General features: G+C 72.2%; 24 protein-coding genes. 11 read left to right on the top strand and 13 right to left on the bottom strand.

All coding sequences use genetic code 11. The features are described from left to right. The first annotated feature begins 115 nt into the window (after positions 1-115). From DWB77_RS19695 to DWB77_RS19690, 3 genes are all read left to right on the top strand, one after another. The gene (locus DWB77_RS19695) at positions 116-1,735 is read left to right on the top strand and encodes a protein kinase domain-containing protein (RefSeq protein WP_120722487.1); all 1,620 of its coding nucleotides are present in this window, start codon (positions 116-118) and stop codon (positions 1,733-1,735) included. 183 nt (positions 1,736-1,918) lie between these two features. Beyond that, a complete protein-coding gene (locus DWB77_RS37870) occupies positions 1,919-2,413 on the top strand; it encodes a hypothetical protein (RefSeq protein ID WP_162952562.1) in 495 nt (164 codons plus the stop codon). 190 nt (positions 2,414-2,603) lie between these two features. Beyond that, positions 2,604-3,143: a bacterial proteasome activator family protein gene (locus DWB77_RS19690; RefSeq protein ID WP_120727990.1), complete on the top strand. Its 540-nt coding sequence runs from the start codon at positions 2,604-2,606 to the stop codon at positions 3,141-3,143. 90 nt (positions 3,144-3,233) lie between these two features. Here the strand turns inward: DWB77_RS19690 and DWB77_RS19685 are convergent, their stop codons facing one another. The 7 genes from DWB77_RS19685 to pdhA all read right to left on the bottom strand — a co-directional run bounded on the left by DWB77_RS19685 (position 3,234) and on the right by pdhA (position 11,352). Next, entirely contained in the window at positions 3,234-4,211 is a 978-nt protein-coding gene (locus DWB77_RS19685) for an NAD(P)H-quinone oxidoreductase (protein ID WP_120722486.1), read from the bottom strand. 10 nt (positions 4,212-4,221) lie between these two features. After that, positions 4,222-5,277, bottom strand: a complete 1,056-nt coding sequence (locus DWB77_RS19680) for a potassium channel family protein (RefSeq protein ID WP_120727988.1) — start codon at positions 5,275-5,277, stop codon at positions 4,222-4,224. Between the two features lie 138 nt (positions 5,278-5,415). After that, the gene (locus tag DWB77_RS19675) at positions 5,416-6,807 is read right to left on the bottom strand and encodes a molybdopterin molybdotransferase MoeA (RefSeq protein ID WP_120722485.1); all 1,392 of its coding nucleotides are present in this window, start codon (positions 6,805-6,807) and stop codon (positions 5,416-5,418) included. Further along, positions 6,804-7,730: an NTP transferase domain-containing protein gene (locus DWB77_RS19670; RefSeq protein ID WP_120722484.1), complete on the bottom strand. Its 927-nt coding sequence runs from the start codon at positions 7,728-7,730 to the stop codon at positions 6,804-6,806. The genes DWB77_RS19675 and DWB77_RS19670 overlap by 4 nt, the downstream gene beginning before the upstream one ends. 69 nt (positions 7,731-7,799) lie before the next feature. After that, on the bottom strand, positions 7,800-9,197 hold the full coding sequence (locus tag DWB77_RS19665) for a dihydrolipoamide acetyltransferase family protein (protein WP_120722483.1): 1,398 nt from the start codon (positions 9,195-9,197) through the stop codon (positions 7,800-7,802). After that, on the bottom strand, positions 9,197-10,228 hold the full coding sequence (locus DWB77_RS19660) for an alpha-ketoacid dehydrogenase subunit beta (RefSeq protein ID WP_120722482.1): 1,032 nt from the start codon (positions 10,226-10,228) through the stop codon (positions 9,197-9,199). The genes DWB77_RS19665 and DWB77_RS19660 overlap by 1 nt, the downstream gene beginning before the upstream one ends. Next, the gene (gene pdhA / locus DWB77_RS19655; RefSeq protein ID WP_120722481.1) at positions 10,228-11,352 is read right to left on the bottom strand and encodes a pyruvate dehydrogenase (acetyl-transferring) E1 component subunit alpha; all 1,125 of its coding nucleotides are present in this window, start codon (positions 11,350-11,352) and stop codon (positions 10,228-10,230) included. The genes DWB77_RS19660 and pdhA overlap by 1 nt, the downstream gene beginning before the upstream one ends. Before the next feature lie 182 nt (positions 11,353-11,534). Between pdhA and DWB77_RS19650 the strand changes: the two genes are divergently transcribed. Continuing rightward, positions 11,535-12,023 (top strand): Lrp/AsnC family transcriptional regulator, encoded by a 489-nt coding sequence (locus DWB77_RS19650; RefSeq protein ID WP_120722480.1) that lies wholly within the window; start codon positions 11,535-11,537, stop codon positions 12,021-12,023. A 44-nt stretch (positions 12,024-12,067) separates the two neighbouring features. On the opposite strand, the gene DWB77_RS19645 is transcribed toward DWB77_RS19650, so the two are convergent. Next, positions 12,068-12,661: a TetR/AcrR family transcriptional regulator gene (locus DWB77_RS19645; RefSeq protein ID WP_120722479.1), complete on the bottom strand. Its 594-nt coding sequence runs from the start codon at positions 12,659-12,661 to the stop codon at positions 12,068-12,070. After that, on the bottom strand, positions 12,658-14,202 hold the full coding sequence (locus DWB77_RS19640; RefSeq protein ID WP_120722478.1) for a 3-hydroxyacyl-CoA dehydrogenase: 1,545 nt from the start codon (positions 14,200-14,202) through the stop codon (positions 12,658-12,660). The genes DWB77_RS19645 and DWB77_RS19640 overlap by 4 nt, the downstream gene beginning before the upstream one ends. Positions 14,203-14,401: 199 nt before the next feature. Here DWB77_RS19640 and paaN point away from each other — a divergent pair, with 199 nt between their 5' ends. Continuing rightward, positions 14,402-16,066, top strand: a complete 1,665-nt coding sequence (gene paaN, locus DWB77_RS19635; protein ID WP_120722477.1) for a phenylacetic acid degradation protein PaaN — start codon at positions 14,402-14,404, stop codon at positions 16,064-16,066. A gap of 26 nt (positions 16,067-16,092) precedes the next feature. Here paaN and DWB77_RS19630 read toward each other — a convergent pair whose 3' ends face one another. The 3 genes from DWB77_RS19630 to DWB77_RS19620 all read right to left on the bottom strand — a co-directional run bounded on the left by DWB77_RS19630 (position 16,093) and on the right by DWB77_RS19620 (position 18,697). Beyond that, positions 16,093-16,791, bottom strand: a complete 699-nt coding sequence (locus DWB77_RS19630) for a TrmH family RNA methyltransferase (protein WP_120722476.1) — start codon at positions 16,789-16,791, stop codon at positions 16,093-16,095. Further along, on the bottom strand, positions 16,788-17,930 hold the full coding sequence (locus DWB77_RS19625; RefSeq protein WP_120727986.1) for an HTTM domain-containing protein: 1,143 nt from the start codon (positions 17,928-17,930) through the stop codon (positions 16,788-16,790). The genes DWB77_RS19630 and DWB77_RS19625 overlap by 4 nt, the downstream gene beginning before the upstream one ends. A 143-nt stretch (positions 17,931-18,073) precedes the next feature. Beyond that, positions 18,074-18,697, bottom strand: coding sequence for a DUF5819 family protein (locus DWB77_RS19620; protein WP_216826857.1), 624 nt, complete (start codon positions 18,695-18,697; stop codon positions 18,074-18,076). Between the two features lie 1,086 nt (positions 18,698-19,783). On the opposite strand from DWB77_RS19620, the gene paaA reads away from it, so the two are divergent. From paaA to DWB77_RS19585, 6 genes are all read left to right on the top strand, one after another. Continuing rightward, positions 19,784-20,812: a 1,2-phenylacetyl-CoA epoxidase subunit PaaA gene (gene paaA, locus DWB77_RS19610; RefSeq protein ID WP_120722475.1), complete on the top strand. Its 1,029-nt coding sequence runs from the start codon at positions 19,784-19,786 to the stop codon at positions 20,810-20,812. Then, positions 20,809-21,096, top strand: coding sequence for a 1,2-phenylacetyl-CoA epoxidase subunit PaaB (gene paaB, locus DWB77_RS19605; RefSeq protein WP_120722474.1), 288 nt, complete (start codon positions 20,809-20,811; stop codon positions 21,094-21,096). The genes paaA and paaB overlap by 4 nt, the downstream gene beginning before the upstream one ends. Next, positions 21,093-21,812, top strand: coding sequence for a 1,2-phenylacetyl-CoA epoxidase subunit PaaC (gene paaC / locus DWB77_RS19600; RefSeq protein ID WP_120722473.1), 720 nt, complete (start codon positions 21,093-21,095; stop codon positions 21,810-21,812). Before paaB ends, paaC begins: the two co-directional genes overlap by 4 nt. Further along, the gene (gene paaD, locus DWB77_RS19595; protein WP_120722472.1) at positions 21,806-22,309 is read left to right on the top strand and encodes a 1,2-phenylacetyl-CoA epoxidase subunit PaaD; all 504 of its coding nucleotides are present in this window, start codon (positions 21,806-21,808) and stop codon (positions 22,307-22,309) included. The genes paaC and paaD overlap by 7 nt, the downstream gene beginning before the upstream one ends. Then, positions 22,310-23,362: a 2Fe-2S iron-sulfur cluster-binding protein gene (locus DWB77_RS19590; RefSeq protein WP_120722471.1), complete on the top strand. Its 1,053-nt coding sequence runs from the start codon at positions 22,310-22,312 to the stop codon at positions 23,360-23,362. It begins immediately after the preceding gene. Between the two features lie 305 nt (positions 23,363-23,667). Further along, positions 23,668-24,810 carry an acyl-CoA dehydrogenase family protein gene (locus DWB77_RS19585; protein ID WP_120727984.1) on the top strand — a complete coding sequence of 381 codons (1,143 nt, stop codon included), beginning with the start codon at positions 23,668-23,670 and terminating at the stop codon, positions 24,808-24,810. A gap of 88 nt (positions 24,811-24,898) precedes the next feature. Here DWB77_RS19585 and DWB77_RS19580 read toward each other — a convergent pair whose 3' ends face one another. After that, positions 24,899-25,243 (bottom strand): rhodanese-like domain-containing protein, encoded by a 345-nt coding sequence (locus DWB77_RS19580; protein ID WP_120722470.1) that lies wholly within the window; start codon positions 25,241-25,243, stop codon positions 24,899-24,901. Positions 25,244-25,257 lie beyond the last annotated feature (14 nt).

Raw genomic sequence — 25,257 nt, 5'->3', positions numbered from 1 at the left:
AGCGCGTACGGTCACGGAACGGGCACTCGGCTTGACGTGTCCGACCCCTCGGGCAGACTTGGCCTGAAAAATCGAGGATCATCACTGGCCACCGCGCCAAGGGGGATGCACAGTCATGAGCCAGGACGGCGCACACGGTCGCTATGCGGGCGGTTCCATCGCGGGCGGGCGCTACCAGCTGCGCGACCTCCTCGGCGAGGGCGGCATGGCGTCGGTGTACCTCGCGTACGACTCCGCTCTCGACCGTCAGGTCGCCATCAAGACGCTGCACACCGAGCTCGGCCGGGAGCAGTCGTTCCGCGAGCGGTTCCGCCGCGAGGCGCAGGCCGTCGCCAAGCTCCAGCACACCAACATCGTCTCCGTCTTCGACACCGGCGAGGACACGGTCACCTTCAACGGCTCCGCCGGCGGCGAGGGCGTGATGCCGTACATCGTCATGGAGTACGTGGAGGGCGAGCCGCTCAGCTCGACGCTGCACCGCGACACCCAGCAGTACGGGGCGATGCCCGCCGACAAGGCCCTCAAGGTGACCGCCGACGTGCTGGCCGCGCTTGAGGTCAGCCACGAGATGGGCCTGGTCCACCGGGACATCAAGCCGGGCAACGTGATGATGACCAAGCGCGGCGTCGTCAAGGTGATGGACTTCGGCATCGCCCGCGCCATGCAGTCCGGCGTCACCTCCATGACCCAGACCGGCATGGTCGTGGGCACCCCCCAGTACCTGTCGCCGGAGCAGGCGCTGGGCCGCGGCGTGGACGCCCGCTCCGACCTGTACTCGGTCGGCATCATGCTCTTCCAGCTCCTGACCGGCCGCATCCCCTTCGACGCGGACTCGGCGCTTGCGATCGCGTACGCACACGTCCAGGAGGAGCCGGTCGCGCCCTCCTCCGTCAACCGGTCGATCACCCCGGCCATGGACGCGCTGGTCGCCCGCGCGCTGAAGAAGAACCCGAACGAGCGTTTCCCGAGCGCCCAGGCCATGCACGACGAGATCCTGCGGATCGCCTCCGCGGGCCAGATGGGCGCGGCCCCGGTCATCACCGGCGGCGCCCCGCCCGTCAGCGGCACCGGGGTCGCCGCGACCGTCTTCCCGCCGCTCGGCTCGGGGACCGCGCCCGGCCCGCAGGGCAGTGTCCAGACGCCGTACCAGCCGGGGCCCTACGGTCCGCCCACCCCGGCGCCGACGCCGCAGCCCTCGTACGGCTACCCGCAGCAGCCCGCCCCGATGGCGGCCCAGACGCCGCCGCCGTACACGATGTCCCCGGCGCACACCCCCGCCGCCTCCGGCGGTTCCAAGCGGAACACCCCGGTGATCGTGGGCGCGATCGTGGTGGCGCTGCTCGCGGTCGGCGGTCTGGTCACGGCGCTGGCCCTGAACAAGAACGACGACACGGGCGGCGGCAGCGACGCGAAGTCCAGCGGCTCGGCGGCCCCCGCCGGCCACAAGGGCCCGGAGCGCGAGCGCACGATGAACACGGAGAAGTGCACCTCGCCGCAGACCTCCACCCTCGACCCGGGCAAGGTCCAGGCTCCCGACTTCTCCTACAAGGACATCCTGTCGGTGAAGTCCTGCATTCAGGCCGCGGGCTGGAAGGTCAACACCGAGACGATCGACAACGGCCAGTGGGGCCAGGACGTGGTGGTCACCCAGTTCCCCGCCGCCGGAGTCGACGTGGACAAGAAGAACGCGCAGTTCACGCTCCAGATCTCCTCGGGCAACCCGCCCTCGCAGTAACCGCGCACCACGCGTTCGACGAAGGCCCGGCACCGTTGGTGTCGGGCCTTCGCGCATGGGGCGGGCGGGGCCGTCCCGTTCGGCGCACGCCGGACGCTTCCCGGGATGCCGCGCAACTCGCCCCGTGTGACGCTGATTCGGTCATCCCAGGCGATCCACGTCGTAGCGGAAGGGGTCCCTCGCATGACTCCAGGGATCCGGTCGCTCACCGCGGCCGTTTCGCTGACCGGGGCGCTGCTTCTGACGCCCTTGCCGTACGCGGCCGCCGTCGGCACCCCCTCGCCCGGCCCGCCCACGAGCGCGTCGCCCTCCGGCACGGCCCGGCCCTCGCCGAGGACGGAGCCATCACCGCGAACCGACCCCTCGCCGCAGACCGTCTCGCAGGACCAGCACCTGGCGGGCAGCCGGGCGGGCGAAGGCCGTACCCGGCCCGGCCGGAAGGCGCAGGATTTTCTCCCGGACGCCACCGACGCGATGGCGACCGACGAGGCGGTCCCGGGCCGCGAACCCGCCGAGCCGCCGCCCGCCGCCGACGTTCCGCCACCCGAGCCCCCACCGCCGACGCCCGCCCGCACACCCGGCGGCACCCTCCCCCGGGCCGCCACCACCGGTCGCCCCAGGCCCTCTCCGGCAGCTCCGATCTGCGCGTCCACGTCCTCTCGATGGGAGCCGGGCTGACCCTGACCGGGCTGGGCCTCGGATTTCTGGCCCTGCGGCTGCGCAGGCCGTGAGAAGACGGGCGGCAAAGAGCTCCCGTTTCACGTGAAACATCGCCTGTCCGGGAGGAATCGCCGCACGCAAGGCGGTGGATCATCTCTTCCCGGGGGCACAACGGGATGTGAGGCACGTGTGCGAGAGAATGGGCGGCATGGAGATGCCGAGGAACGATAAGTCGCCGGACAGCCCCCCCATCCTGGTCGTAGGCCAGGACGGTATGGCCATCGGCGGTGGAGACGACGAGTCCCGCGAGGTCCCGGTGACGGAAATGGTCGAACAGCCCGCGAAGGTCATGCGCATCGGCAGCATGATCAAGCAGCTCCTCGAGGAAGTCCGCGCGGCTCCTCTCGACGAGGCGAGCCGTGTGCGCCTCAAGGACATCCACGCTTCGTCGGTCAAGGAGCTGGAGGACGGTCTGGCGCCGGAGCTGGTCGAGGAGCTGGAGCGACTCTCCCTGCCGTTCACGGACGAGGCGATCCCCTCGGAGGCCGAACTCCGCATCGCCCAGGCCCAGTTGGTCGGCTGGCTCGAAGGTCTCTTCCACGGGATCCAGACGGCGCTGTTCGCCCAGCAGATGGCGGCCCGCGCCCAGTTGGAGCAGATGCGTCGCGCACTGCCTCCCGGGACGCTGCACGAGGACGACGACGAGGACGGCCCGCACACGGGCGCCCGCTCGGGCCCCTACCTGTAACCCGGCCCCGGCAGGGCGCACCGAAGTCACCACGGAACAGCACAAGAGGGGGCGCCTTCGCGGCGCCCCCTCTTCGCGGTCCTGTGCTGGTCAGGCCGTCAGCAGCACCTTGCCGACGTGGCTCGACGCCTCGAGCACCCGGTGTCCTTCGGCGGCGTCCGCGAGCGGCAGCGTCCGGTCGACCACGGGACGCACCTGGCCCCCGGCGATCAGCGGCCACACGTGTTCGCGTACGGCCGCCACGATCGTCGCCTTCTCCGAGGCGGGGCGGCCGCGCAGGGAGGTCGCGGTGACGGCGGCCCGCTTGGTGAGCAGCGCGCCGAGGTTCAGCTCGCCCTTGGCGCCGCCCTGGAGGCCGATGATCGCGAGACGTCCGTTGACGGCGAGGGCGCGCACGTTCCGCTCCAGGTACTTGGCGCCCATGATGTCGAGGACGACATCGGCGCCGACGCCGTCCGTGGCCTTCAACACCTCGTCCACGAAGTCCTGTTCGCGGTAGTCGATCAGGATGTCGGCGCCCAGTTCGGCGCAGCGCTCCAGCTTGGCGGGGCCTCCCGCGGTCACCGCGACCTTGGCGCCGACCGCCTTGCCCAGCTGAATCGCCATGGTGCCGATGCCGCTCGCCCCGCCGTGCACCAGGAGCGTCTCGCCGGGGCGCAGATGGGACACCATGAACACGTTGGACCACACGGTGCAGGTGACCTCGGGCAGCGCCGCCGCCGTGACCAGGTCCACGCCCTCGGGCACGGGCAGCAGCTGGCCGGCCGGCACGGCCACCTTCTGCGCGTAGCCGCCGCCGCTCAGCAGCGCGCACACCTCGTCGCCGACGCTCCAGCCGGTCACCCCCGGCCCGAGCGCGGCGATCCGCCCCGAGCACTCCAGGCCCGGGTAGGGAGAGGCGCCGGGCGGCGGGTTGTAGAAGCCCTGGCGCTGGAGCACATCGGCACGGTTGACGGCGGCGGCGGCCACCTCGACGAGGACCTCGCCCTCGCCCGGTACGGGATCGGGGACCTCGGCCCAGATCAGCGCCTCGGGACCGCCCGGCTCAGGAATCGTGATCGCATACATGCGGCCGACGCTACTCCGGCTGACCCTGCGCCGCCGTACCGCCCGCTCGTACGATCGTGATGAGCCGGTCGGTGAGCTGGAGCGGGCTCGCCCTGGGGTCGTCGTAGGCCAGCAGGCGGTGGCCGCGCAACACGCTCACCACCAGGTCCTCGGTCTCCCGCACTCCGCGGCCGACCTCGCTCTTCTTCACGGGCCGCTCCACCATGTCGAGCCCGCTGCCCTGCTGGATCAGGTCCTCCATCACGGTGCCCGCGCTCGGGCTGAGCACGGAGAGGCCGAGCAGCCGGCCGGCCGCGCTGGCGCTGGTGATGACGGCGTCCGCGCCGGACTGGCGCAGCAGCGGCGCGTTCTCCTCCTCCCGCACCGCGGCGACGATCTTCGCGCCCCGGTTGAGCTGGCGGGCCGTCAGCGTGACCAGGACGGCGGTGTCGTCGCGCTGGGTGGCGATGATGACCTGGCGGGCCTTGTGCAGTTCGGCCCGTACGAGGACGTCGCTGCGGGTCGCGTCGCCGATGACCCCGACGAAGCCCTCCGCGTTGGCGGCCTCGATCACCTTGGCGCTGGGGTCGACGATGACGACCTGGTCCTGCTTCAGGCCCCGCGCGCACAGGGTCTGAAGCGCCGAGCGGCCCTTCGTACCAAAACCGACGACGACGGTGTGCTCGCGCAATTGGGCCTTCCAGCGGTTGAGCCGCCACTCTTCGCGGGTCCGTTCGGTGAGGACTTCGAGAGTGGTTCCGACGAGGATGATCAGGAACAGCACGCGCAGCGGCGTGACCAGCAGGATGTTGGTCAGACGGGCGCTGTCGCTGTAGGGGACGATGTCGCCGTAGCCCGTTGTGGAGAGCGTGACGGTGGCGTAGTAGACGGCGTCGAGGAAGTCGACCTTGCCGTTGGCGTTGTCGTGATAGCCGTCGCGGTCGATCCAGACGATGAGGGTCGTCAGTATCAGGACGGCGAGCGCCATCAGGATGCGCTTGGCGACCTGGCGCAGCGGCCGGTCGACGACCCGGCGGGGCAGTTTCACCCGTCGGGTGACGAGCTCCTCGCCCGCCTGGCGTGCCATCGCGTCATGGCCGGGCAGTTTCACGTGAAACGCCGTTCAGTGAAACGCCCGTCCTGCGGGTGGGGGCGGGTGCAGCGGTTCGGGTGTTTCACGTGAAACACCCTTGCGGGTTGCGGGAGTTGGCGACGGGGGCGTGTTTCACGTGAAACACCCCTGTCCCGAGCCGGCTTCTACCCAGGGCAGGTCGAGGATCTCGACCTCCTGGCCGGCGCGGGCCCCGCCGGGTGCCACGACCGCGAGCCCGTCGGCGGCGGCGATCCCCCGCAGCATCGCCGGCCCGTTGTAGTGCAGGGGCACGACTCGTTCCGCGCGGTGCACCACCGGAACGAGCCGGGTGTCGTGCGGATGGCCCTGCACCTCGTTGCGCAGCGGCGCGGTGTAGGGGGCGGGCCTTGGCCTGCGGGCGAGTTCGCACAGCAGCGGCTCGGCCAGGGTCAGAAGGCCGGAGACCGCCGCGAGGGGATTTCCGGGCAACCCCACCAGGTGCTTTCCCACCCCGATCCCTGCCAGCAGCATCGGATGGCCGGGCCGTACCGCGACTCCGTCGACGAGTAGCTCGGCTCCGGCGCTGTGCAGCACGGGGTGGACATGGTCGAGCGGCCCGGACGCGGTGCCGCCGGTGGTGATCACGACATCGGCCGGGGAGCCGGTGACGGCGGCGAGCAGCGCCCCCGCGTCGTCCTTCAGCCGCCGGGTCCCGATGACGTCGGCGCCGAGCGCCCGCAGCCAGACCCCGAGCATCGGTCCGAGCGCGTCACGGATCAGCCCGTCGTGGGGGAGCCCCTGGGTGAGCAGTTCGTCGCCCAGCACCAGGACCTCGACCCGGGGCCTCGGCACGGTGTCCAGCTCGTCGTATCCGGCGGCCGCGGCCAGCCCGAGCACTGCCGGGGTGACGAGCGCGGTGGCGGGCAGCAGGACATCGCCCGAGCGGCACTCCTGGCCGCGCGGGCGGATGTCCTGGCCGTGCAGCACCACGCGGTCGGCCTGGAGCTGGGTGCGGGCCTCGTCGCTGCGGGCGTGCTCGCTGCGGATGACCGCGGTGGCGCCTGCGGGGATGCGGGCGCCGGTGGCGATACGGACGGCTTCGCCGTCGGCGAGGGCGCCGGAAGCGGCGTGTCCGGCGAGGATGCCGCCGTCCTGCACCGTCCAGGGGCCGGGGCCCGCGACCGCCCAGCCGTCCATGGCAGAGGTGTCGAAGGACGGCAGGTCGGTGAGGGCGGTGAGCGGTTCGGTGAGGATCTCGCCCAGGGCCCGCTCCAGCGGCACCCGATGGGAGCGGGCCGGGGCGGCGCGGCCCGCCCTCGCGGCAATGGCGCGGGCGTCGGCCCAGGCGGCGGCTCGGGGACGGGGGGCCTTGCGAGCGGCGGACGGGGAAGCACCCGTGTGGCCTTCGCCCGTGGGCCGGGCGTCGCGTTCGCGGGCCGCCGCGGGCCGGGCCTCTCGATCGCTGGCCGCCGCGGGCCGGGCTTCGCGCAGCAGGGCGAGAGCCTCGTCGGATCCGTCGTCCGCGCCCGTGCTTTCGGCGGTCATCCGGCGTCGTTCTTCGGACCGTCGCCGGCCTCTGCCTCTGCCGCCCAGCGGTTGGCGAGCGCGGCCGCTTTGCGGGCCGCATCCGCCACGTCCTTGCCCTCACCGCCCGCCTTCGCGGCCGCGTAGCCGACGAGGAAGGTGGTGAGCGGGGCGGCGGGCCGGGCGACACCGTGGGCGGCGTCCCTGGCCAGGTCGAGCAGGACGCCGGTGTCGACGTCCAGCTCGATGCCGAGTTCGTTCTTGACTGCGGTGATCCATTCGTCCAGCACGCCCCCATGGTCCCTGATCCGGGCCCGGGCGGCGGCGAGGTCCTCCCAGGTGTCGCAGTCGAACGAGGCGAGGGGGTCCGTGGTGACGCGGGTCAGGTCGAGTTCGCGTACGAGCAGCCGCAGCGGAAGGCCCGCGAGCGAGCCGTGTTCGGTGGCGAGCAGGGCGAGCTCGCGGCGCAGTGGTTCGGCGCGGTAGACGGCGACCAGGGGCTGGTCACGGCCGTCGGCGTCGGTGCAGAGCGCGCCCTCGCCGCCGGTGCGTTCCAGTGCGTCGACGAGGTCCCTGACGGTGCCGGCCGCCAGGAACGGCAGATCGGCCGAGAGCACAGCGACGCGGTCGGCCGATGTGTGGCGCACTCCGGCGCCCAGCGCGGCCAGCGGCCCTCCGCCGACCGGTTCCTCCCGGGTCCACACCACGGGCCGCGCGGTCGGCCGCCGCCCACCGACCACCACCGTCGTCGCCGCGCCGGCGCAGGCGGTGAGCACCCGGTCGAGGAGCCGGCGGCCGCCCACGCTGAGCCCGGGCTTGTCGGCGCCGCCGAGGCGCTTGGCGGCTCCTCCGGCCAGAACTACGGCGTCGTACGCGGGTGTTGCGGCGCCCTGGGCGGTGCCCGGCGCGTCGTGCGCGGGCGTCGCGGCGTCATACGCGGTCATCCTCCGAGTATGGGCCGCCGCTCGACCGCCACCACCCCCGCGCACGTCCCGAACGCTCGGGGACCTTCGTCACAGGGTGCGCAGCAGGACCGCCGGGTGTTCCACGCAGTCCGCGACGTAGCGCAGGAAGCCCCCCGCGGTGCCGCCGTCGCACACCCGGTGGTCGAAGGTGAGGGAGAGCTGCACCACCAGGCGGACGGCGAGCTCGCCCTCGTACACCCAGGGCTTGGGGATGATGCGGCCCACGCCCAGCATCGCCGCTTCGGGGTGGTTGATGATCGGCGTGGAGCCGTCGACGCCGAACACCCCGTAGTTGTTGAGGGTGAAGGTGCCGCCGGTCAGTTCGGCCGGGGTCAGGGTGCCCGTGCGGGCCGCCTCGGTGAGCCGGGCGAGTTCGGCGCCGAGCGAGTCGACGTTGCGGCCGTGGGCGTCGCGGACAACGGGAACGACCAGGCCGCGCTCGGTCTGCGCGGCGAAACCCAGGTGCACCTCGGGCAGCCGCACGATCTCGCGGGCCGCCATGTCGACCGTCGCGTTCAGCTCGGGGAAGCGGGCGAGGGCCGCCGCGCAGATCCGGGCGAGCAGGGCGAGGACGGACACCTTGGGGCCGCCCACGGCGTTCATGGCGGCGCGGGCCGCCATCAGCTCCGTGGCGTCCGCGTCCACCCAGCAGGTGGCGTCGGGAATTTCGGTACGGCTGCGGCTGAGCTTGTCGGCGACCGCGCCCCGGATGCCCTTGAGCGCGATCCGCTCCCCGGTGCGTGCGCCACTGGTGCCTGCGGCGGGTGTCGGCGCGACGCGTGCGGCGGGTGTCGGGGCCTCGGCGGGCGCCCGCACGGCCGACTCGACGTCGACGCGCAGGATGAGCCCCTCGGGGCCGGTGCCCCGCAACTCCCGCAGATCGAGGCCGTGTTCGCGGGCCAGCCTGCGCACGAGCGGAGAGATGACGGGCACGGGCCCCGTCGCCGTGGCGGGTGCGGCGGCCACCGCGACCGTGGCGGGGGACGCGGTCGGCGCGGGGGCGGCGGGCCGCACGCGGGCGCGGCGGCGGGTGGTGGCCGTGCCCGTCCCGTAGCCCACCAGGACATTGCCCGAATGCTCGGAGGCGGCGGCGTCCTCGGCGGACCCGGCGTCCTTGGAGGACCCAGCACCCCTGGATGACCCGGTGTCCCCGGAGGACCCGGCGTCCTTCGAGACCCCGGCGCCCTCCCGCTCCTGCGGCGCGCCGACGGCCACGGTCAACAGCGGCGCACCCACGGGCAGTTCGGTGCCCTCTTCGCCGAAGCGGGCGGTGACGACACCGCCGTAGGGGCAGGGCACCTCGACCATCGCCTTGGCCGTCTCGACCTCGACGACCGGCTGGTCCACGGCCACCACGTCGCCGACCGCGACGAGCCAGCGCACGATCTCCGCCTCGGTGAGACCCTCACCGAGGTCGGGCAGCTTGAACTCCAGCACCTTCGGCATCAGTGCCCCGCCTCCCACTGCAACCGGGCCACCGCGTCCAGGACCCGGTCCACGCCGGGCAGATGGTGCTTCTCCAGCATCGGCGGCGGATAGGGGATGTCGAAGCCGGCCACCCGCAGCACGGGCGCCTCCAGATGGTGGAAGCAACGCTCGGTGACGCGCGCAGCGATCTCGCCGCCGGGCCCGCCGAAGCCGGACGACTCGTGCACGACGACGGCCCGCCCGGTGCGGCGCACCGATGCGCACACCGTCTCGTCGTCGAACGGCACCAGCGAGCGCAGGTCGACGACTTCGAGGTCCCAGCCCTCCTCGCGGGCCGCCTCGGCCGCCTCCAGACACACCGGCACCGACGGCCCGTAGGTGATGAGGGTGGCGCTGCGTCCGGCGCGCCGCACGACCGCCTTCCCGATGGGCTCCACGGGCGCCGGGGCCTCGGGCGACCAGTCGGACTTCGACCAGTACAGGCGCTTGGGTTCCAGGAAGACGACCGGGTCGTCGCAGGCGATGGCCTCCCTGAGCAGGCCGTACGCGTCCTCCACGGTGGCGGGCGTGACGACCTTCAGGCCGGGCGTGGCCATGTAGTAGGCCTCGCTGGAGTCGCTGTGGTGCTCGACGCCACCGATGCCGCCGCCGTAGGGCACGCGCACCACGATGGGCATCGCCATGGCCCCGCGGGTGCGGTTGCGCATCTTGGAGACATGGCTGATGAGCTGCTCGAACGCGGGGTACGCGAAGGCGTCGAACTGCATCTCGACGACCGGACGCAGCCCGTACATCGCCATGCCGACGGCCGTGCCGAGGATGCCGGCCTCGGCGAGCGGGGTGTCGGTGCAGCGGTCCTCGCCGAACTCCTTGGCGAGCCCGTCGGTGACCCGGAAGACGCCGCCCAGGGTGCCGACGTCCTCTCCAAGGACGTGGACGGTCGGGTCCTCGGCCATCGCGTCGCGCATGGCGCGCTGGAGGGCCTGCGCCATGGTGGCGGGCTTCTTGTCGGCTCGCCGGGCGGTGGTGTTGTCGGTGGCGGTGGTCATCACCGGGCCTCGGCTTCCAGCTCGGCGCGCAACTGGGCGGCCTGCTCGCGCAGTTGACCGCTCTGTTCGGCGTAGACCTCGGCGAAGAGGTCCATGGGGGTGAGGGAGGGCTCGGCGTTCATCTGCTCGCGCAGGGCGGCGGCCATGGTCTCGGCGGCCTCCGCGGCGGCGCGTATTCCGTCCTCGTCGAGGAGCCCGCGGGCGGTCAGCTCGTCCTCCAGAAGGCGGATCGGGTCGTGGTCGCGCCAGGCGTCGACTTCGGCGGAGCCCCGGTAGCGGGTCGCGTCGTCGGCGTTGGTGTGCGCCTCCATGCGATAGGTGACGGCCTCGATCAGGGTGGGTCCGCCACCGCGCCGGGCGCGGGCGACGGCCTCGCCGAGCACCTGGTGCACGGCCGGCGCGTCATTGCCGTCCACCAGGCGGCCGGGCATGCCGTAACCGACGGCCTTGTGGGCGAGGGAGGGCGCGGCGGTCTGCTTGGCGAGCGGCACGGAGATCGCGAAGCCGTTGTTCTGGACCAGGAAGACGACCGGGGCCCGCCAGACGGCCGCGAAGTTCAGCGCCTCGTGGAAGTCGCCCTCGCTGGTGCCGCCGTCGCCCACCAGGGCGAGCGCCACCACGTCGTCGCCCTTGAGGCGGGCCGCGTGGGCCAGGCCCACCGCGTGCGGGAGCTGGGTGGCGAGCGGGGTGCACAGCGGGGCGATGCGGTGGCGGCGCGGGTCGTAGCCGGTGTGCCAGTCGCCGCGCAGCAGCGTCAGGGCCTCGACGGGGTCCAGTCCGCGCGCGACGGCGGCGAGGGTGTCGCGGTAGCTGGGGAACAGCCAGTCGCGCTCCTCAAGGGCGAGCGCCGCGGCCACCTCGCAGGCTTCCTGACCGGTGGAGGAGGGGTACACGGCGAGGCGGCCCTGCTTGGTGAGGGCGGTCGCCTGGGCGTTGAAGCGGCGTCCGCGCACCAGCTCGGCGTACAGCTTCAGCATCAGCGCGCGGTCGAGCTCCGCGCCCGTGCCGAGGACCCGGTACGGCTCGGGGTCCGGCAGGAGCGGCGCGGGGTCGGTGCGGGGCCTCCAGGCGGGCGGAGGGGTCGGCCGGTATGCGGCGGCCCCGGGGAGCTCTTGGACCGTCATGCCAATGCACCTCCGTGTCAGGAGCGGACATCCAGAACGGGACGCGTGACTGTGACGCCCCTCACCTACCGATTGTTCGGTCGTGGACGCATTTTGGCTACAGGCGCCTCCAGCCTGTGGACAAACGGTTCTCCACAGCCTGGGATGGGAACAGGTCGTCCACAACAGGAAGGCGGGGGGACATGGCAGCTGAACAAATGGCCACCGGCGAGAACCGGCCGGTGCCGCCGCGCCCGCTGGACCAGATCGACCACGACATCCTGCGCATCCTGCAAACCGACGGCAGGGCCTCGATACGCTCCGTGGCCGAACGGGTGCACGTCTCGCGCGCCAACGCCTACGCACGCATCAACCGGCTCGTCGAGGACAACGTGATCCGCGGCTTCACCGCGCGCGTGGACCACGAGCGGGCGGGCCAGGGCGCCGCCGCGTACATCACGCTGAAGATCGTGCAGAACTCGTGGCGCACGGTCCGCGAGGAACTCCAGAAGCTGCCCGGCGCCGCCCACATCGCCCTGGTGAGCGGCGACTTCGACGTGCTGCTCCTGGTGCACACCCCCGACAACAGGGCGCTGCGCGAGCTGGTTCTGACCCGCATCCAGTCCATCCCGGAGGTGCTGTCGACGCGCACCCTGCTGGTGTTCGAGGAGACCGATCTGGACCCCGCGTAGGGGACCGTCGGCCCGGGTCTCGCACAGGGGCCGGTGGCCGGAACTCAGTGCCCGGTCCGCAGCCCGTCGAACGCCATCCGCACCACGGTGTCCGCCACCTGCGCCCCGTCCGCCTCTCCCTCGCGCTGCGGCCGGTACCACTCCACCAGCGAGTTGACCATGCCGAACAGCAGCCGGGTCGCCAGGCGAATGTCCAGGTCGGCGCGGAGGTCACCGTCCGCGACGGCCGCCTTGAGCAGGTCGGCGACGCGCTGGTCGAACTCGCGCCGGCGTTCCATCGCCCAGCGTTCCGTCTTGGTGTTGCCCCGCACGCGCAACAGCAGCGTGACGTAGGGGAGTTCGGCCATCAGGACTTCCACGGTACGCCGCGTGACGTACTCGACCCGCTCGATGGACCGGCCGCGCACGGCGCCCGGCTCGTCCAGCACACCGAAGAGGCCGTCCAGGGCGCGGCTCACCGCCCGGCGGAGCAGCTCCTCCTTGCCGGCCACATGGTGGTAGATCGACGACTTGGAGATCCCGGCCGCCTTGGACAGGTGCTCCATGGACGTGCCGTCGTAGCCCCGGTCGTTGAAGACCCGCACCGCGACCGTGAGCAGCGTCTCGGGCGTGTAGGTGTCGCGTTTGGCGGTGGTCATGAGCCCGTCTCCTCCTCGCCCGCGTACGCCTGGCGGTAGAGCGCGAGCGAGGGGGCGTAGCGGCCGGTGGGGCAGCGCTCGTGCAGCGCGGAGAGCAGGTCGTACGCCCAGTCCTGGCCGAGCCGCCGGTTCCATTCGACCGGCCCCAGCGGGTAGTTGACGCCCAGGCGCATCGCGGTGTCGATGTCCTCGGCGGTGGCGACGCCCTTGGCGACGGCATCGGCGGCGAGGTCGACGAGCATCGCCACGGTACGGGCGACGATCATGCCGGGCACGTCACCGATGACGCTGACCTCCTTGCCGAGCTTCTGGAACAGGCCCACCGCCTCGGTGACGGCACGCTCGGAGGTGTCCTCGCTCGCGGAGAGCGCGATACGGGTGGCGCCCCGGTAGTCGAGGGCGAGGTCGAAGTAGACGACGTCCGCGAACTCCACGGACGTCTTGCCGTCGGCCGGGACGAGCTGTCCATCCCCCGGAAGCTCGATGTAGGGGCCGCCCTCGTTGACGCTGGTCACGTCGATGCCGGCCTCGGTCATCATCGCGACCAGTTCGCGGGCCGGCCCCAGGTCACCGACGACGGTGACGGCGTCCGGCGCCTTCGCGGGCGGCGCGGTGTGCGGCGCGGGACGCTCGGCCTCTTGTGAGGGCGCGCCGGGGGTCCCGTAGGCGTACCAGCCGCGCCCGCTCTTGCGCCCGTGCAGGCCCGATTCGACGAGGCGGCGCTGGGCCAGGGACGGCGTGAACTTGGGGCTCTGGAAGAAGGACTCCCAGACGGAGCGGGTCACCGCCTCGTTGACGTCCTGCCCGATGAGGTCGGTGAGCTCGAAGGGGCCCATCTTGAACCCGCCGCTCTCGCGCAGCACCGCGTCGATGGTGGCCGGGTCCGCGCCGCGCTCCTCGTGGATCGCGAAGGCCTCGGCGTAGAAGGGCCGGGCGATGCGGTTGACGATGAAGCCGGGGGTGTCGGTGCAGCGCACCGGCGTCTTGCCCCAGGCCTTCGCCGTCTCGTACGCCCGGGTCGCGGTCTCCGCGTCGGTGGCGAAGCCGCTGACGACCTCGACCAGGGGCAGCAGCGGCGCCGGGTTGAAGAAGTGCAGGCCCACGAAGCGGCCGGGGTGCCTGAGCGCGCCCGCGATCGCCGTGACGGAGAGCGAGGAGGTGTTGGTGGCCAGCAGGCACTCCTCGCCCACCACGTCCTCCAGAGCTCCGAACAGCTCCTGTTTGACGGGGAGTTGTTCCAGGACGGCCTCGACGACGAGCGCCGCGTCGGCGAGCTCGGCCAGTTCGGCGGCCGGGTGGAGGCGGGCCAGCGCCTCGTCGCGGTCGGCGGCGTCCATGCGGCCCTTGTCGACCAGCCGGTCCAGGCGTCCGGCGAGGGCGTCGGCGGCCTCGCGCGCCCGGTCCGGCACGGCGTCGTAGAGCCGTACGCGGTGTCCGGCGACGAGGGCGACCTGGGCGATGCCCTGGCCCATGGTCCCGGTGCCGACGACGGCGACGGTACGGCTCGGCGCGATCGCTGAGGCGCTGGCGGTTTTGGTCATGAACGCGATCCTCCCCTACGGCTCGCCCAGGGGCCCGGCGGGCCCCCTCGCGGGGCCCGAGGACAGGGCCCCGGCGGGCTTGGCCGGTAGTTGTCCACAGGTTTCCCCGGGCCCTCTTGTCCCGACCGATCGTTCGGTTACTCTAACGGTGTCCGGCTCTCCCTGCCCAGCTCGAAGACTCGACGAGGAGTTGCACGCCATGCAGCTGACCGAGAAGCACAGGCCCACCCTGGACGGGGCCCTGGAAGCGATCCGCACCCGTGCGTACTGGTCGCCGCACCCGGAGCACCCCAAGGCCTACGGGGAGACGGGCGCCGAGGACGGCAAGGCCGCCTTCGACGCGCTCCTGAACCGCCGCTTCGACCTCGACCAGCCGGGCACCGACGACTGGACGGGCGCCGAAGTGTCGCCCTACGGCGTCGAGTTGGGCATCCAGTACCCCCACCCCGACCTCGACGTGCTGCTGCCCGCGATGCGGGCCGGCATGGCCGACTGGCGGGCCGCCGGACCCGAGACGCGCGCCCTGGTGTGCGTCGAGATCCTGGCGCGCATCGGCGCCCGCACCCACGAGTTCGCGCACGCGGTCATGCACACCAGCGGCCAGGCCTTCATGATGGCCTTCCAGGCGGGCGGCCCGCACGCCCAGGACCGGGGCCTCGAGGCCGTCGCGTACGCCTACCAGGAGCAGACCCGCACCCCCGCGGGCAGCGCGGCCTGGTCCAAGCCCCAGGGCAAGCGCGACCCCCTGGAGCTCACCAAGACGTTCACGCCGGCCGGGCGCGGCATCGCCCTGCTGATCGGCTGCAACACCTTCCCCACGTGGAACGGCTACCCCGGCCTGTTCGCCTCGCTGGCCACCGGAAACCCGGTCCTGGTCAAGCCGCACCCGCGCGCGGTGCTGCCGCTGGCCATGACGGTGAAGGTCGCCCGCGAAGTCCTCGCCGAAGCGGGCTTCGACCCCAACCTGGTGGCGCTCGCGGCCGAGCGGCCCGGCGAGGGCATCGCCAAGACCCTCGCGGTCCGCCCCGAAATCAAGATCATCGACTATACGGGTTCCTCCTCCTTCGGCGACTGGCTGGAGGCCAACGCCCGCCAGGCGCAGGTCTACACCGAGAAGGCCGGCGTCAACACGGTGGTCATCGACTCCACCGACAACTACAAGGGCATGCTCGCCAACCTGTCCTTCTCGCTGTCCCTGTACAGCGGCCAGATGTGCACCACCCCGCAGAACCTGCTGATCCCCCGCGACGGCATCACCACCGACGCGGGCCACAAGACCTTCGACGACGTGGTCGGCGACCTCGCGGGCGCGGTGAGCGGCCTCCTCGGCGACGACGCCCGCGCCAACGCGCTGCTCGGCGCGCTGGTCAACCCCGATGTGAAGGCCCGCCTGGAAGCAGCCTCCGGCCTCGGCGAAGTCGCCCTGCCCACACGGGAGGTGACCAACCCCGAGTTCCCGGACGCGGTGGTGCGCACCCCCGTGATCGTCAAGCTGGACGGCGCGAAGCCGGACGCCGAATCCGTCTACCTGTCGGAGTGCTTCGGCCCGGTCTCCTTCGCCGTCGCCGTCGACTCCACGGCGGACGCGGTGGAGCTGCTGCGCCGCACGGTCCGCGACAAGGGCGCGATGACGGTCGGCGCGTACACCACCTCCCCCGAGGTGGAGCGCGCGGTGGAGGACGTCTGCCTGGACGAGTCGGCCCAGCTGTCGCTGAACCTGACGGGCGGGGTGTACGTCAACCAGACGGCCGCGTTCTCCGACTTCCACGGCTCGGGCGGCAACCCGGCGGCCAACGCGGCCCTGTGCGACGGGGCGTTCGTGTCCAACCGGTTCCGCGTGGTGGAGGTCCGCAGGCAGGCCTGAGCCCGGCCCGCACGGAGCGGGGCGCGTCAGTCGGGGACGACGGCGTGCCGCTGCACCCAGGCGTGCATCGCGATGGCCGCGGCGGCCCCCGCGTTGATGGAGCGCGTGGAGCCGAACTGGGCGATGGAGCACACCATATGGGCGTGCTTCCGGGCTTCCTCGGTGAGGCCGGGCCCCTCCTGCCCGAAGAGCAGCACACAGCGGCGCGGCAGCTCGGTCCGCTCCAGCGGCACCGCGCCGGGCAGATTGTCGATGCCGATGATCGGCACGTCCTGCTCCAGCGCCCACGCGGTCAGCGACTCGGTGTCGGGGTGGTGGCGCACATGCTGGTACCGGTCGGTGACCATCGCCCCGCGCCGGTTCCAGCGGCGCCGCCCGACGATGTGCACCTCCTTGGCCAGGAAGGCGTTGGCTGTGCGCACCACGGACCCGATGTTGAAGTCGTGGCCCCAGTTCTCGACGGCCACGTGGAAGTCGTGCCTGCGGGTGTCGAGGTCGGCGACGATCGCCTCGCGCGTCCAGTACCGGTAGGCGTCCACGACGTTGCGCCGGTCGCCGTGCGCGAGCAACTCCGGGTCGTAGCGCTCGCCCTCGGGCCAGGGCAGCGCGTGCGGCCCCACCCCGACCTCGGGCCCGAAGCCCTCGTCGTACTGGAGGGGCTCGCCGGGCGGGGTCGTGGCGGCCGGGGTCGTGGCGGCCGGGGCCGGCTGTTCGGTGCTGCTCACCCCACGAGCGTACGTGGCCGTTCGGGCTCGTCCGCCCGCTGTCCGCGCTGCTCGGGAAGGCGTGCGCCCGGCCGCAGCCGGCCCGCGAGCGCGCCCACCCGGCGCAGGAAGGACGTCGGCAGGAACACGGCGTCCGCGGCGATCATCGCCAGTGAGAAGAACGGCAGACCCAGCAGGACCGCGATGCCGGCGTGCTCCAGCATCATCGCCACCAGCAGCACGTTCTTGACCCGCCGATTGAACAGCGTGAACGGGAACGCCACCTGCACCATGACCGTTCCATAGGTGAGCAGCATCACGATCACCCCGCTCGTGCCCAGCAGGGAGGAGAGTTCGGGCCACGGCGAGAAGTAGTCGAGCTTCAGCGGGTAGAACAGCGCGGTGCCGTCCTGCCAGCGGCTGCCCTGGATCTTGTACCAGCCGGCGGTCGCGTAGACCAGGCAGACCTCCGCCATGATCACGACCATGGCCACGTTGTGGACGAGGTTGGCGATCACATCGAGCAGCGCCCGCGCGTCGGCGGCGGCGAACCGGCCCACCGCCCACCACAGGCCCTGAACCGCCCACGCGCCCCAGAACACGACCCACAGCCACCACTCGCCGCCACCGAAAACGCCCGACCCGGACGTACGCCAGGTCGCGGCGGCAAGACCCAGCCCGCACACCGCCCACAACACCGGCCCGACCCGGTCGCGGACCGCCCCGCGCGCGGCGCGCCGCGCGTCCAGCGACCAGACCTGGGCGCACCGCGTGAAGACCAGATAGATCGCCATGAGGTGGATGACGTTGTCACCGCCGTCCCCCATGAAGACGGAGCGATTCTGCAACGACAGCACGCCGATCATGAACACGACGGAGGTGGTGCGGGTACGCCAGCCGAGCAGCAGAAGCACGCTGGACACGATGGCCAGCGCGTACACGAACTCGAACCAGAGGGTGCTGTCGCTCCACAGCAGCGCGGTGAAGGCGTGGTTGCCGCTCACCAGACGGTTGCCGAGGTCCCAACTCCAGGGGCCGTCCGGTCCGTACAGCTCACGGCGGTGCGGCAGCTCACGCAGCAGGAAGAACAGCCAGGTCGCGGCGAAGCCGATGCGGACGACGGCGCTCTGGTACGGGCCGAGAGCGGCGGCCGAAACCATCCGCACGGCCCGCGCGGCCCGCGTCTCCCCCGCGTCAAGGGCCCCGGGGGGCGAGCCCTGGGGGGCGGGGGTGATCGGGGCGTCGGCCGCGCGGGTGGTGGGGACAGGGTGGTCGGCGGTAGGGCCGGTGTGGTCGTACGTGCTCACCGCTTCGCCTCCGTGCGTGCGTCACCGGCGCCCGGGGGCAGGTCGGCGGGGGTCACCGTCCACCACGGCACTTCTCGGTAGAACGGCCGCGTGTCGCTCTTCTCGTCGCTCCACGACGGGTTTTTGACGGCCGTGGTCCTCGACCTGACCTGGATCCGGTCGACCGTTCCGCCGTCGCGGTGCGTGCCGAGGCGGAGCATCACGATGCGGCGCAGATACTGCTCGGAGAGTTCGCCGCGCAGACCGTTGGGCTTGTTGTCGTCGCCATGCGAACCCAAGAAGAAGTCCCAGGCGCGCCGCAGTTCGTTCTGCTGGGTGTGGCTCGGCAGCGGATTGTGCTGGATCGCGGCGCCGTCCTGCGCCGAGAAGTCGATCCAGGCGGTGGTCCTGGTGCTGCCGTCGGGCATCTTGATCTCGGCACGCGCCTGGACGTCGATGTTCTGCTGGAGCGGATTGGGCGCGAAGAGCTTCCAGTTCTGCTCGAACTCGGGGTAGATCCAGTCGTCCACGTTCTTGCCGTGCTGCTTGCTGATCGTGTTGGGCGGTGCGACGTGCAGGAACACCATCCCTATCTGGGCGCAGCCGACCACGGCGATCACCGCGAGCGCGACCGCGGCCACCACCTGAAACCGGCGGGGCAGCCCCGCGATCCCCCGCGCCGAAAGCCCCGCGCCGGGCCCTGTAGGGCCGGGGGGCTGGGAGGGAGTGGGGCCGGGGGTGGCCTGGTGACCGGGGGTGGCGGGGTCGCTGGGGGTGGCAGGGCCACCGGGGGTGGCGGGGTCAGATTCGGCGGGGTCACTGGCGGCGGGGCCGGTAGAGGGGGCCGGGGTGGAGGCCGGGGCGCCGTCGGCGCGCGGGCCCGGGGTGGGGCCTCGGTCCGGGCGCACCAGCGGCCAGGGGGCCCTGGCACGGTCAGCGGATTCGGCGGACGAGTCATCAGCGGGGACGGGACGCTCGGCGGGGACGCGGTCCTCGGCGGAGGCGCGACCTTCAGCTGGGGCACGCCCCTCAGCGGAGGCGCGGCCCTCGGCGTGGTCGCCAGCCGTGGCTCGGCCCGCGGAAGGGTGGTCGCCAGTCGACACCGCGTCTGCGGACGGGTCGACAGCCGGCGCCGCGTCCACGGCGGGATCGGCCGCCGTGGCTCGGTCCGCCGAGGGGTGGGCAGCCGACACCGGACCCTCGGAGGGATCGGCAGTCGTGACTCGGTCCATCGAGGGATCGGCAGGCGACGCCGGGCCCTCGGAGGACGCTGCGGCCGAGACCCCGCCGCCAGCAGACCCGCCGGGCCCGTCCCCGCCCACCGCGGCTGGCGCTCCCGTGGCGGGATCCGCATCCGGATCGGTGGCCGGGGCGGTGGCGGAATCGCGGTCGGAGATCACCGGCGAATCGAAAACAGCGCCGTCGGCAGGGCCGGACGCGGGGTCGGTCCGCCGGGGCACAACCCGTCCAGCCGAATGCCCACGGCCGCTCTCCGCAGGGCCCCCGGACCCGGCCGCAGCGGCCCTGACCTGCCCGGATCCCGTACCGACAGCCTTGCCACCGACTCCGGCCTCGTCCTTGTGCGAATCCATCCCGCCCCGATCGGCACCCACTGAGTTATCCACAGGGTTGACACCCTACGGGCCGTCGACTCACCATTGAAGTCATTGAACCGAACGATCGGTCGGTTGGTGGACAGCCGCACAGCAGCTCGGCAGGGGGCCGGAATGACCGGAGTGACCGCGACAGCCACGGCAGCCGCAGGGACGGACGCGTCGTACCAGGCGGTGTTCGACGCGGCCGTCGCAGCGGACGAGCGGATCGAGCCACGCGACTGGATGCCGGAGGAGTACCGCTCCTCGCTGGTCCGGCAGATGGCGCAGCACGCCCATTCCGAGATCATCGGCATGCAGCCCGAGGCGAACTGGATCACCCGCGCCCCGTCCCTGCGCCGCAAGGCGATCCTGATGGCCAAGGTCCAGGACGAAGCGGGCCACGGCCTCTACCTCTACAGCGCGGCCGAAACGCTCGGCACCGGCCGCGACGAGCTCCTGGACAAGCTGCACTCGGGCCGCCAGAAGTACTCGTCGATCTTCAACTACCCCACCCTGACCTGGGCCGACGTCGGCGCGATCGGCTGGCTGGTGGACGGCGCGGCGATCACCAACCAGGTCCCCCTGTGCCGCTGCTCCTACGGCCCGTACGCACGGGCGATGGTGCGCATCTGCAAGGAGGAGTCCTTCCACCAGCGGCAGGGCTACGAGCTGCTGCTCGCCCTGTCCCAGGGGACGCCGGACCAGCACGCCATGGCGCAGGACGCGGTGAACCGCTGGTGGTGGCCGTCCCTGATGATGTTCGGCCCGCCCGACGACGAATCGGCGCACTCCGCGCAGTCGATGACCTGGAAGATCAAGCGGCACTCCAACGACGAGCTGCGCCAGCGCTTCGTGGACATAGCGGTGGGCCAGGCCGAGGGCCTGGGTCTCACCCTGCCCGACCCCGAGCTGCGCTGGAACGAGGAGCGCGGCCACCACGACTTCGGGCCGATCGACTGGACGGAGTTCTGGGAGGTCCTCAAGGGCAACGGCCCCTGCAACGAGCAGCGGATCACCCAGCGGCGCCGGGCCCACGAAGAGGGCGCCTGGGTGCGGGAGGCGGCCGCCTCCTACGCGACGAAGCACCAAACACAGCGCTCACGGTCACAGTCGCAGTCGCAGTCGCAGTCGCAGCACGCGAACGGAGAGGCAACCGCATGAGCACGCACGACTGGCCGCTCTGGGAGGTGTTCGTGCGCTCGCGCCGCGGGCTCTCCCACACCCACGCGGGAAGCCTGCACGCGCCGGACGCCGAGATGGCGCTGCGGAACGCCCGGGACCTCTACACCCGCAGGTCCGAGGGCATTTCGATCTGGGTCGTGCCGTCCAGCGCGATCAGCGCGTCGTCGCCCGACGAGAAGGACTCCTTCTTCGACCCGGCCGCCGACAAGCCGTATCGCCATCCCACGTTCTACGAGATCCCGGAAGGGGTGAAGCACCTGTGACGGCCATCGTCTCGGCGGACGCCGCTCTCGCCCTCGGCGACGACGCCCTGGTGCTTTCGCACCGGCTGGGGGAGTGGGCGGGCCACGCCCCCGTCCTCGAAGAAGAGGTCGCCCTCGCGAACATCGCCCTCGACCTGCTCGGCCAGGCCCGGCTGCTGCTCTCCGAGGTCGGCGACGAGGACGAGCTCGCCTACCTCCGCGAGGAGCGGTCCTTCCGCAACCTCCAGCTCGTCGAGCAGCCCAACGGCGACTTCGCCCACACCATCGCCCGCCAGCTGTACTTCTCGACGTACCAGCACCTGCTGTACGGCGAACTCGCCGAGGGGGATGGCGAGTTCAGCGCCATCGCGGCCAAGGCGGTCAAGGAGGTCGACTACCACCGCGACCACGCCGAGCAGTGGACCCTACGGCTCGGCGACGGCACCGAGGAGAGCCACCGGCGGATGCGGCAGGCCTGCGAGGCGCTGTGGCGCTACACCGGCGAGATGTTCCAGCCCGTGCCCGGCCTCGACCTCGACTGGGCGGCTCTCGACGCGCGGTGGACGGCATCGATGACCTCGGTCCTCGGCCGGGCCACGCTGACCGTCCCCGAAGGCCCGCGAACCGGCGCCTGGGCCGCGGGAGCCGGCCGCCAGGGCCTGCACACCGAACCGTTCGGTCGGATGCTCGCCGAAATGCAGCACCTGCACCGCAGCCACCCGGGGGCGTCATGGTGACCGACACCGCCCCCACCCCCCTGGAGACCGAGCTGCGACGCCTCGCCGGCGCCGTCCCCGACCCCGAACTGCCCGTACTGACCCTCGAAGAGCTCGGCGTCCTGCGCGGCGTACGGGTCGAAGGGCCCGGCCGGGTACGCATCGAGCTCACCCCCACCTACACCGGCTGCCCCGCCGTCGAAGCCATGTCGTCGGACATCGAGCGCGTGCTCCACGACCACGGCATGGAACACGTCTCGGTCGTACGGGTGCTGTCTCCGGCCTGGTCCACCGACGACATCAGCGCCGAAGGCCGCCGCAAACTCGCCGAGTTCGGCATAGCTCCGCCGCGCTCGCACGCCGCTGACGGACCCGTCGCGCTCACCCTGTCGGTGCGCTGCCCGCACTGCGGATCCACCGACACCGAGCTGCTCAGCCGCTTCTCCTCTACCGCTTGCAAGGCACTGCGCCGCTGCGTGGCGTGCCGTGAACCGTTCGACCACTTCAAGGAGTTGTAGATGTTCCATCCGCTCCGGGTCAGCGAGGTCGAGCAGCTCACGGACGACGCGGTCGCCGTCACGTTCGCCGTCCCGCCCGAACTCCGCGAGGCCTACCGCCACCTCCCCGGCCAGCACCTCGCCCTGCGCCGCACCGTGCTGGGCGAGGACATCCGCCGTACGTACTCGATCTGCGCCCCGGCCGTCGAGGCGCCCCACGAGCCGGTGCTGCGCGTCGGCATCCGCGTCGTCGAGGGCGGCGCCTTCTCCACGTACGCCTTCAAGGAACTGGCCGTCGGCGACACGGTCGACGTCATGGAACCGATGGGCCGCTTCGTGCTGGCCCCCCGCCCCGGACACTTCGCGGCGATCGTCGGCGGCAGCGGCATCACCCCGGTCCTGTCCATCGCGGCCACCCTGCTCGCCCGCGAGCCCGAGGCCCGGTTCTGTCTGATACGCAGCGACCGCAGCGCCGCGTCGACGATGTTCCTCGAAGAGACGGCCGACCTGAAGGACCGCTATCCCGAACGGTTCCAGCTGGTCACCGTGTTGTCCCGGGAGGAGCAGCAGTCCGGGCTGCCCTCCGGCCGGCTCGACCGCGAGCGCCTTGGCGAGCTGCTGCCCGCGCTGCTGCCGGTGACGGACATCGACGGCTGGTTCCTGTGCGGTCCCTTCGGCCTGGTCCAAGGCGCCGAGCAGGCCCTCGGCGCGCTCGGCGTCGACCGCAACCGCATCCACCAGGAGATCTTCCACGTGGACGCGGCCCCTGCTCCCACCGCCACCGCCGCCGCCCCGGCACACGCCACGCTCACCGCGACCCTGGACGGCCGCTCGGGCAACTGGCCGGTGCGCGAGGGCGAGTCCCTGCTGGAAACGGTGCTGCGCGCCCGCGCGGACGCGCCGTACGCCTGCAAGGGCGGGGTGTGCGGGACGTGCCGGGCGTTCCTGGTCAAGGGCGAGGTCCGGATGGAGCGGAACTTCGCGCTGGAACCGGAGGAGACCGAAGCTGGCTACGTCCTGGCCTGCCAGTCCCACCCCGCCACCGGGGAGGTGGAGCTCGACTTCGACCGGTGAGGAGCCGATGGCCGGTTCATGGGGGGCGGCCTCAGGGGTCATGAGCTGGCTGGGCTCGGGGGGGGGTCGACGACCGCGCGCCCATTCCCGTCCCGCAGAAGCTGTTCCCGTCCCGCAGAAGCTGTTCCCGTCCCGCAGAAGCTGTTCCCGTCCCGCAGAAGCTCTTCTCTTCCCGTGGAACCTGTTCTCTTCCTGTAGAACCTGTTCTATCTTGACGACCCGTCAGATCCGTTCGTGAGGCGGGCGGTTCACTCCATGCTCCGCCTCGGTCCGGACACAACCGGTGCGTGCGGGAGGACAAGGCCGTGGACTTCACCTTCACCGAGGAGCAGCGAGCCGCCGTCGAGGCGGCCAAGGCGGTCTTCGCCGGCGTCGCCCCCGACGCGGTGCCCAGCCCCGCCCTCACCCCGGGCGCCGTCGCCGACGACTTCGACCGCCCACTGTGGGCCAAGCTCGCCGCGTCGGACCTGCTGGGCCTGGTCCTCGACGCCCAGTACGGCGGAGCGGGCCTGGACCCGATCGCGCTGTGCTTGGTGCTACGCGAATCGGCGCGAGTCCTTGCCCGGCTGCCCCTCCTGGAGACCAGCGCGGTCGCGCTGGCCGTACAGCGGTACGGCCGGCCCGAGTTGGCGCGCGAGGTGCTGCCCGCCGTCGGCCGGGGCGAACTCGTCCTGACCGTCGCCACCAACGGCCGCACCGGCCACGACGGCGCAGAACTCGCCGTCACCGCCCGCCGGGACGGCGATCACTGGCTACTCGACGGCGCCCAGACCGGCGTGCCCTGGGCCCAGACCTGCGACCGCATCGCCGTCCCCGCCCACACCGCGGACGGCCACACCGTCCTAGCGCTGGTCCCCCGCACCCAGCAGGGCATCACCCTCGCCGATCAGATCTCCACCAGCGGCGAACGCTTCGCCGCACTCGCCCTCGACACGGTCCGCGTCGACGCCGCGTCGGTCATCGACGCGGACGGCGCCTGGGAATGGCTGCGCACCCTGCTCACCACCGGAACCTGCGCCCTCGCCCTCGGCCTCGGCGAGGCCGTACTGGCCATGACCGCCCAATACACCGGAAAGCGCGAGCAGTTCGGGCATCCGGTCGCCACCTTCCAGGCCGTCGCCGTCCAGGCCGCCGACCGCTACATCGACCTGCGCGCCATGGAGGTCACCCTGTGGCAGGCGGCCTGGCGCATCAGCACCGGCGCGCAGAGCGCCCTGCCCGTCGCCGGTGACGTCGCGGTCGCCAAGATCTGGGCCTCGGAAGGCGTACGCCGCGTCGTGCAGACCGCTCAGCACCTGCACGGCGGCTTCGGCGCCGACACCGACTACGCGCTGCACCGCTACCACGCCTGGGCCAAGCAACTGGAACTCTCCCTCGGCCCGGCCGCCGCCCACGAGGAAACACTGGGCGACCTCCTCGCCGCGCACCCCCTCAACCAGACCGTGTAGCGAGCGCGGGGCGCCGCCGCAGAAGCCCAGGAGAAGGGAGAAGGGGGAGAGGGAGAGGGATCGGGATCGGGATCGGGGAGGGGGAGGGCTAGACGACCGTGCCCAGGGCGCCCTGGGCGTCGACGATCCTGCGGCCCGCGGCCTCCCACACCTGCATGCCGCCGTCGACGTTCACCGCGTCGATGCCCTGCTGCACCAGATACTGGGTGACCTGCGCCGACCGTCCGCCGACCCGGCACATCACATACGCCCGGCGCCCGTCCGCCACCGCCTCGGTCACCTCACCGAAGCGGGCCACGAACTCGCTCATCGGCACATGCAGCGCGCCCTCGACGTGCCCCGCCGCCCACTCGTCGTCCTCGCGGACATCGAGCACCAGGGCGTCGGCCGGTACCGCCGCGACATCCACCGAGGGAAGCTGGGCGAAATTCATGGGTCATGCCTTCT

This window comes from Streptomyces hundungensis, from assembly GCF_003627815.1.
Lineage (GTDB): Bacteria > Actinomycetota > Actinomycetes > Streptomycetales > Streptomycetaceae > Streptomyces > Streptomyces hundungensis_A.
Note: the sequence above shows the minus strand (reverse complement) of the source record. Positions and strands in the feature narration are given on the sequence as shown.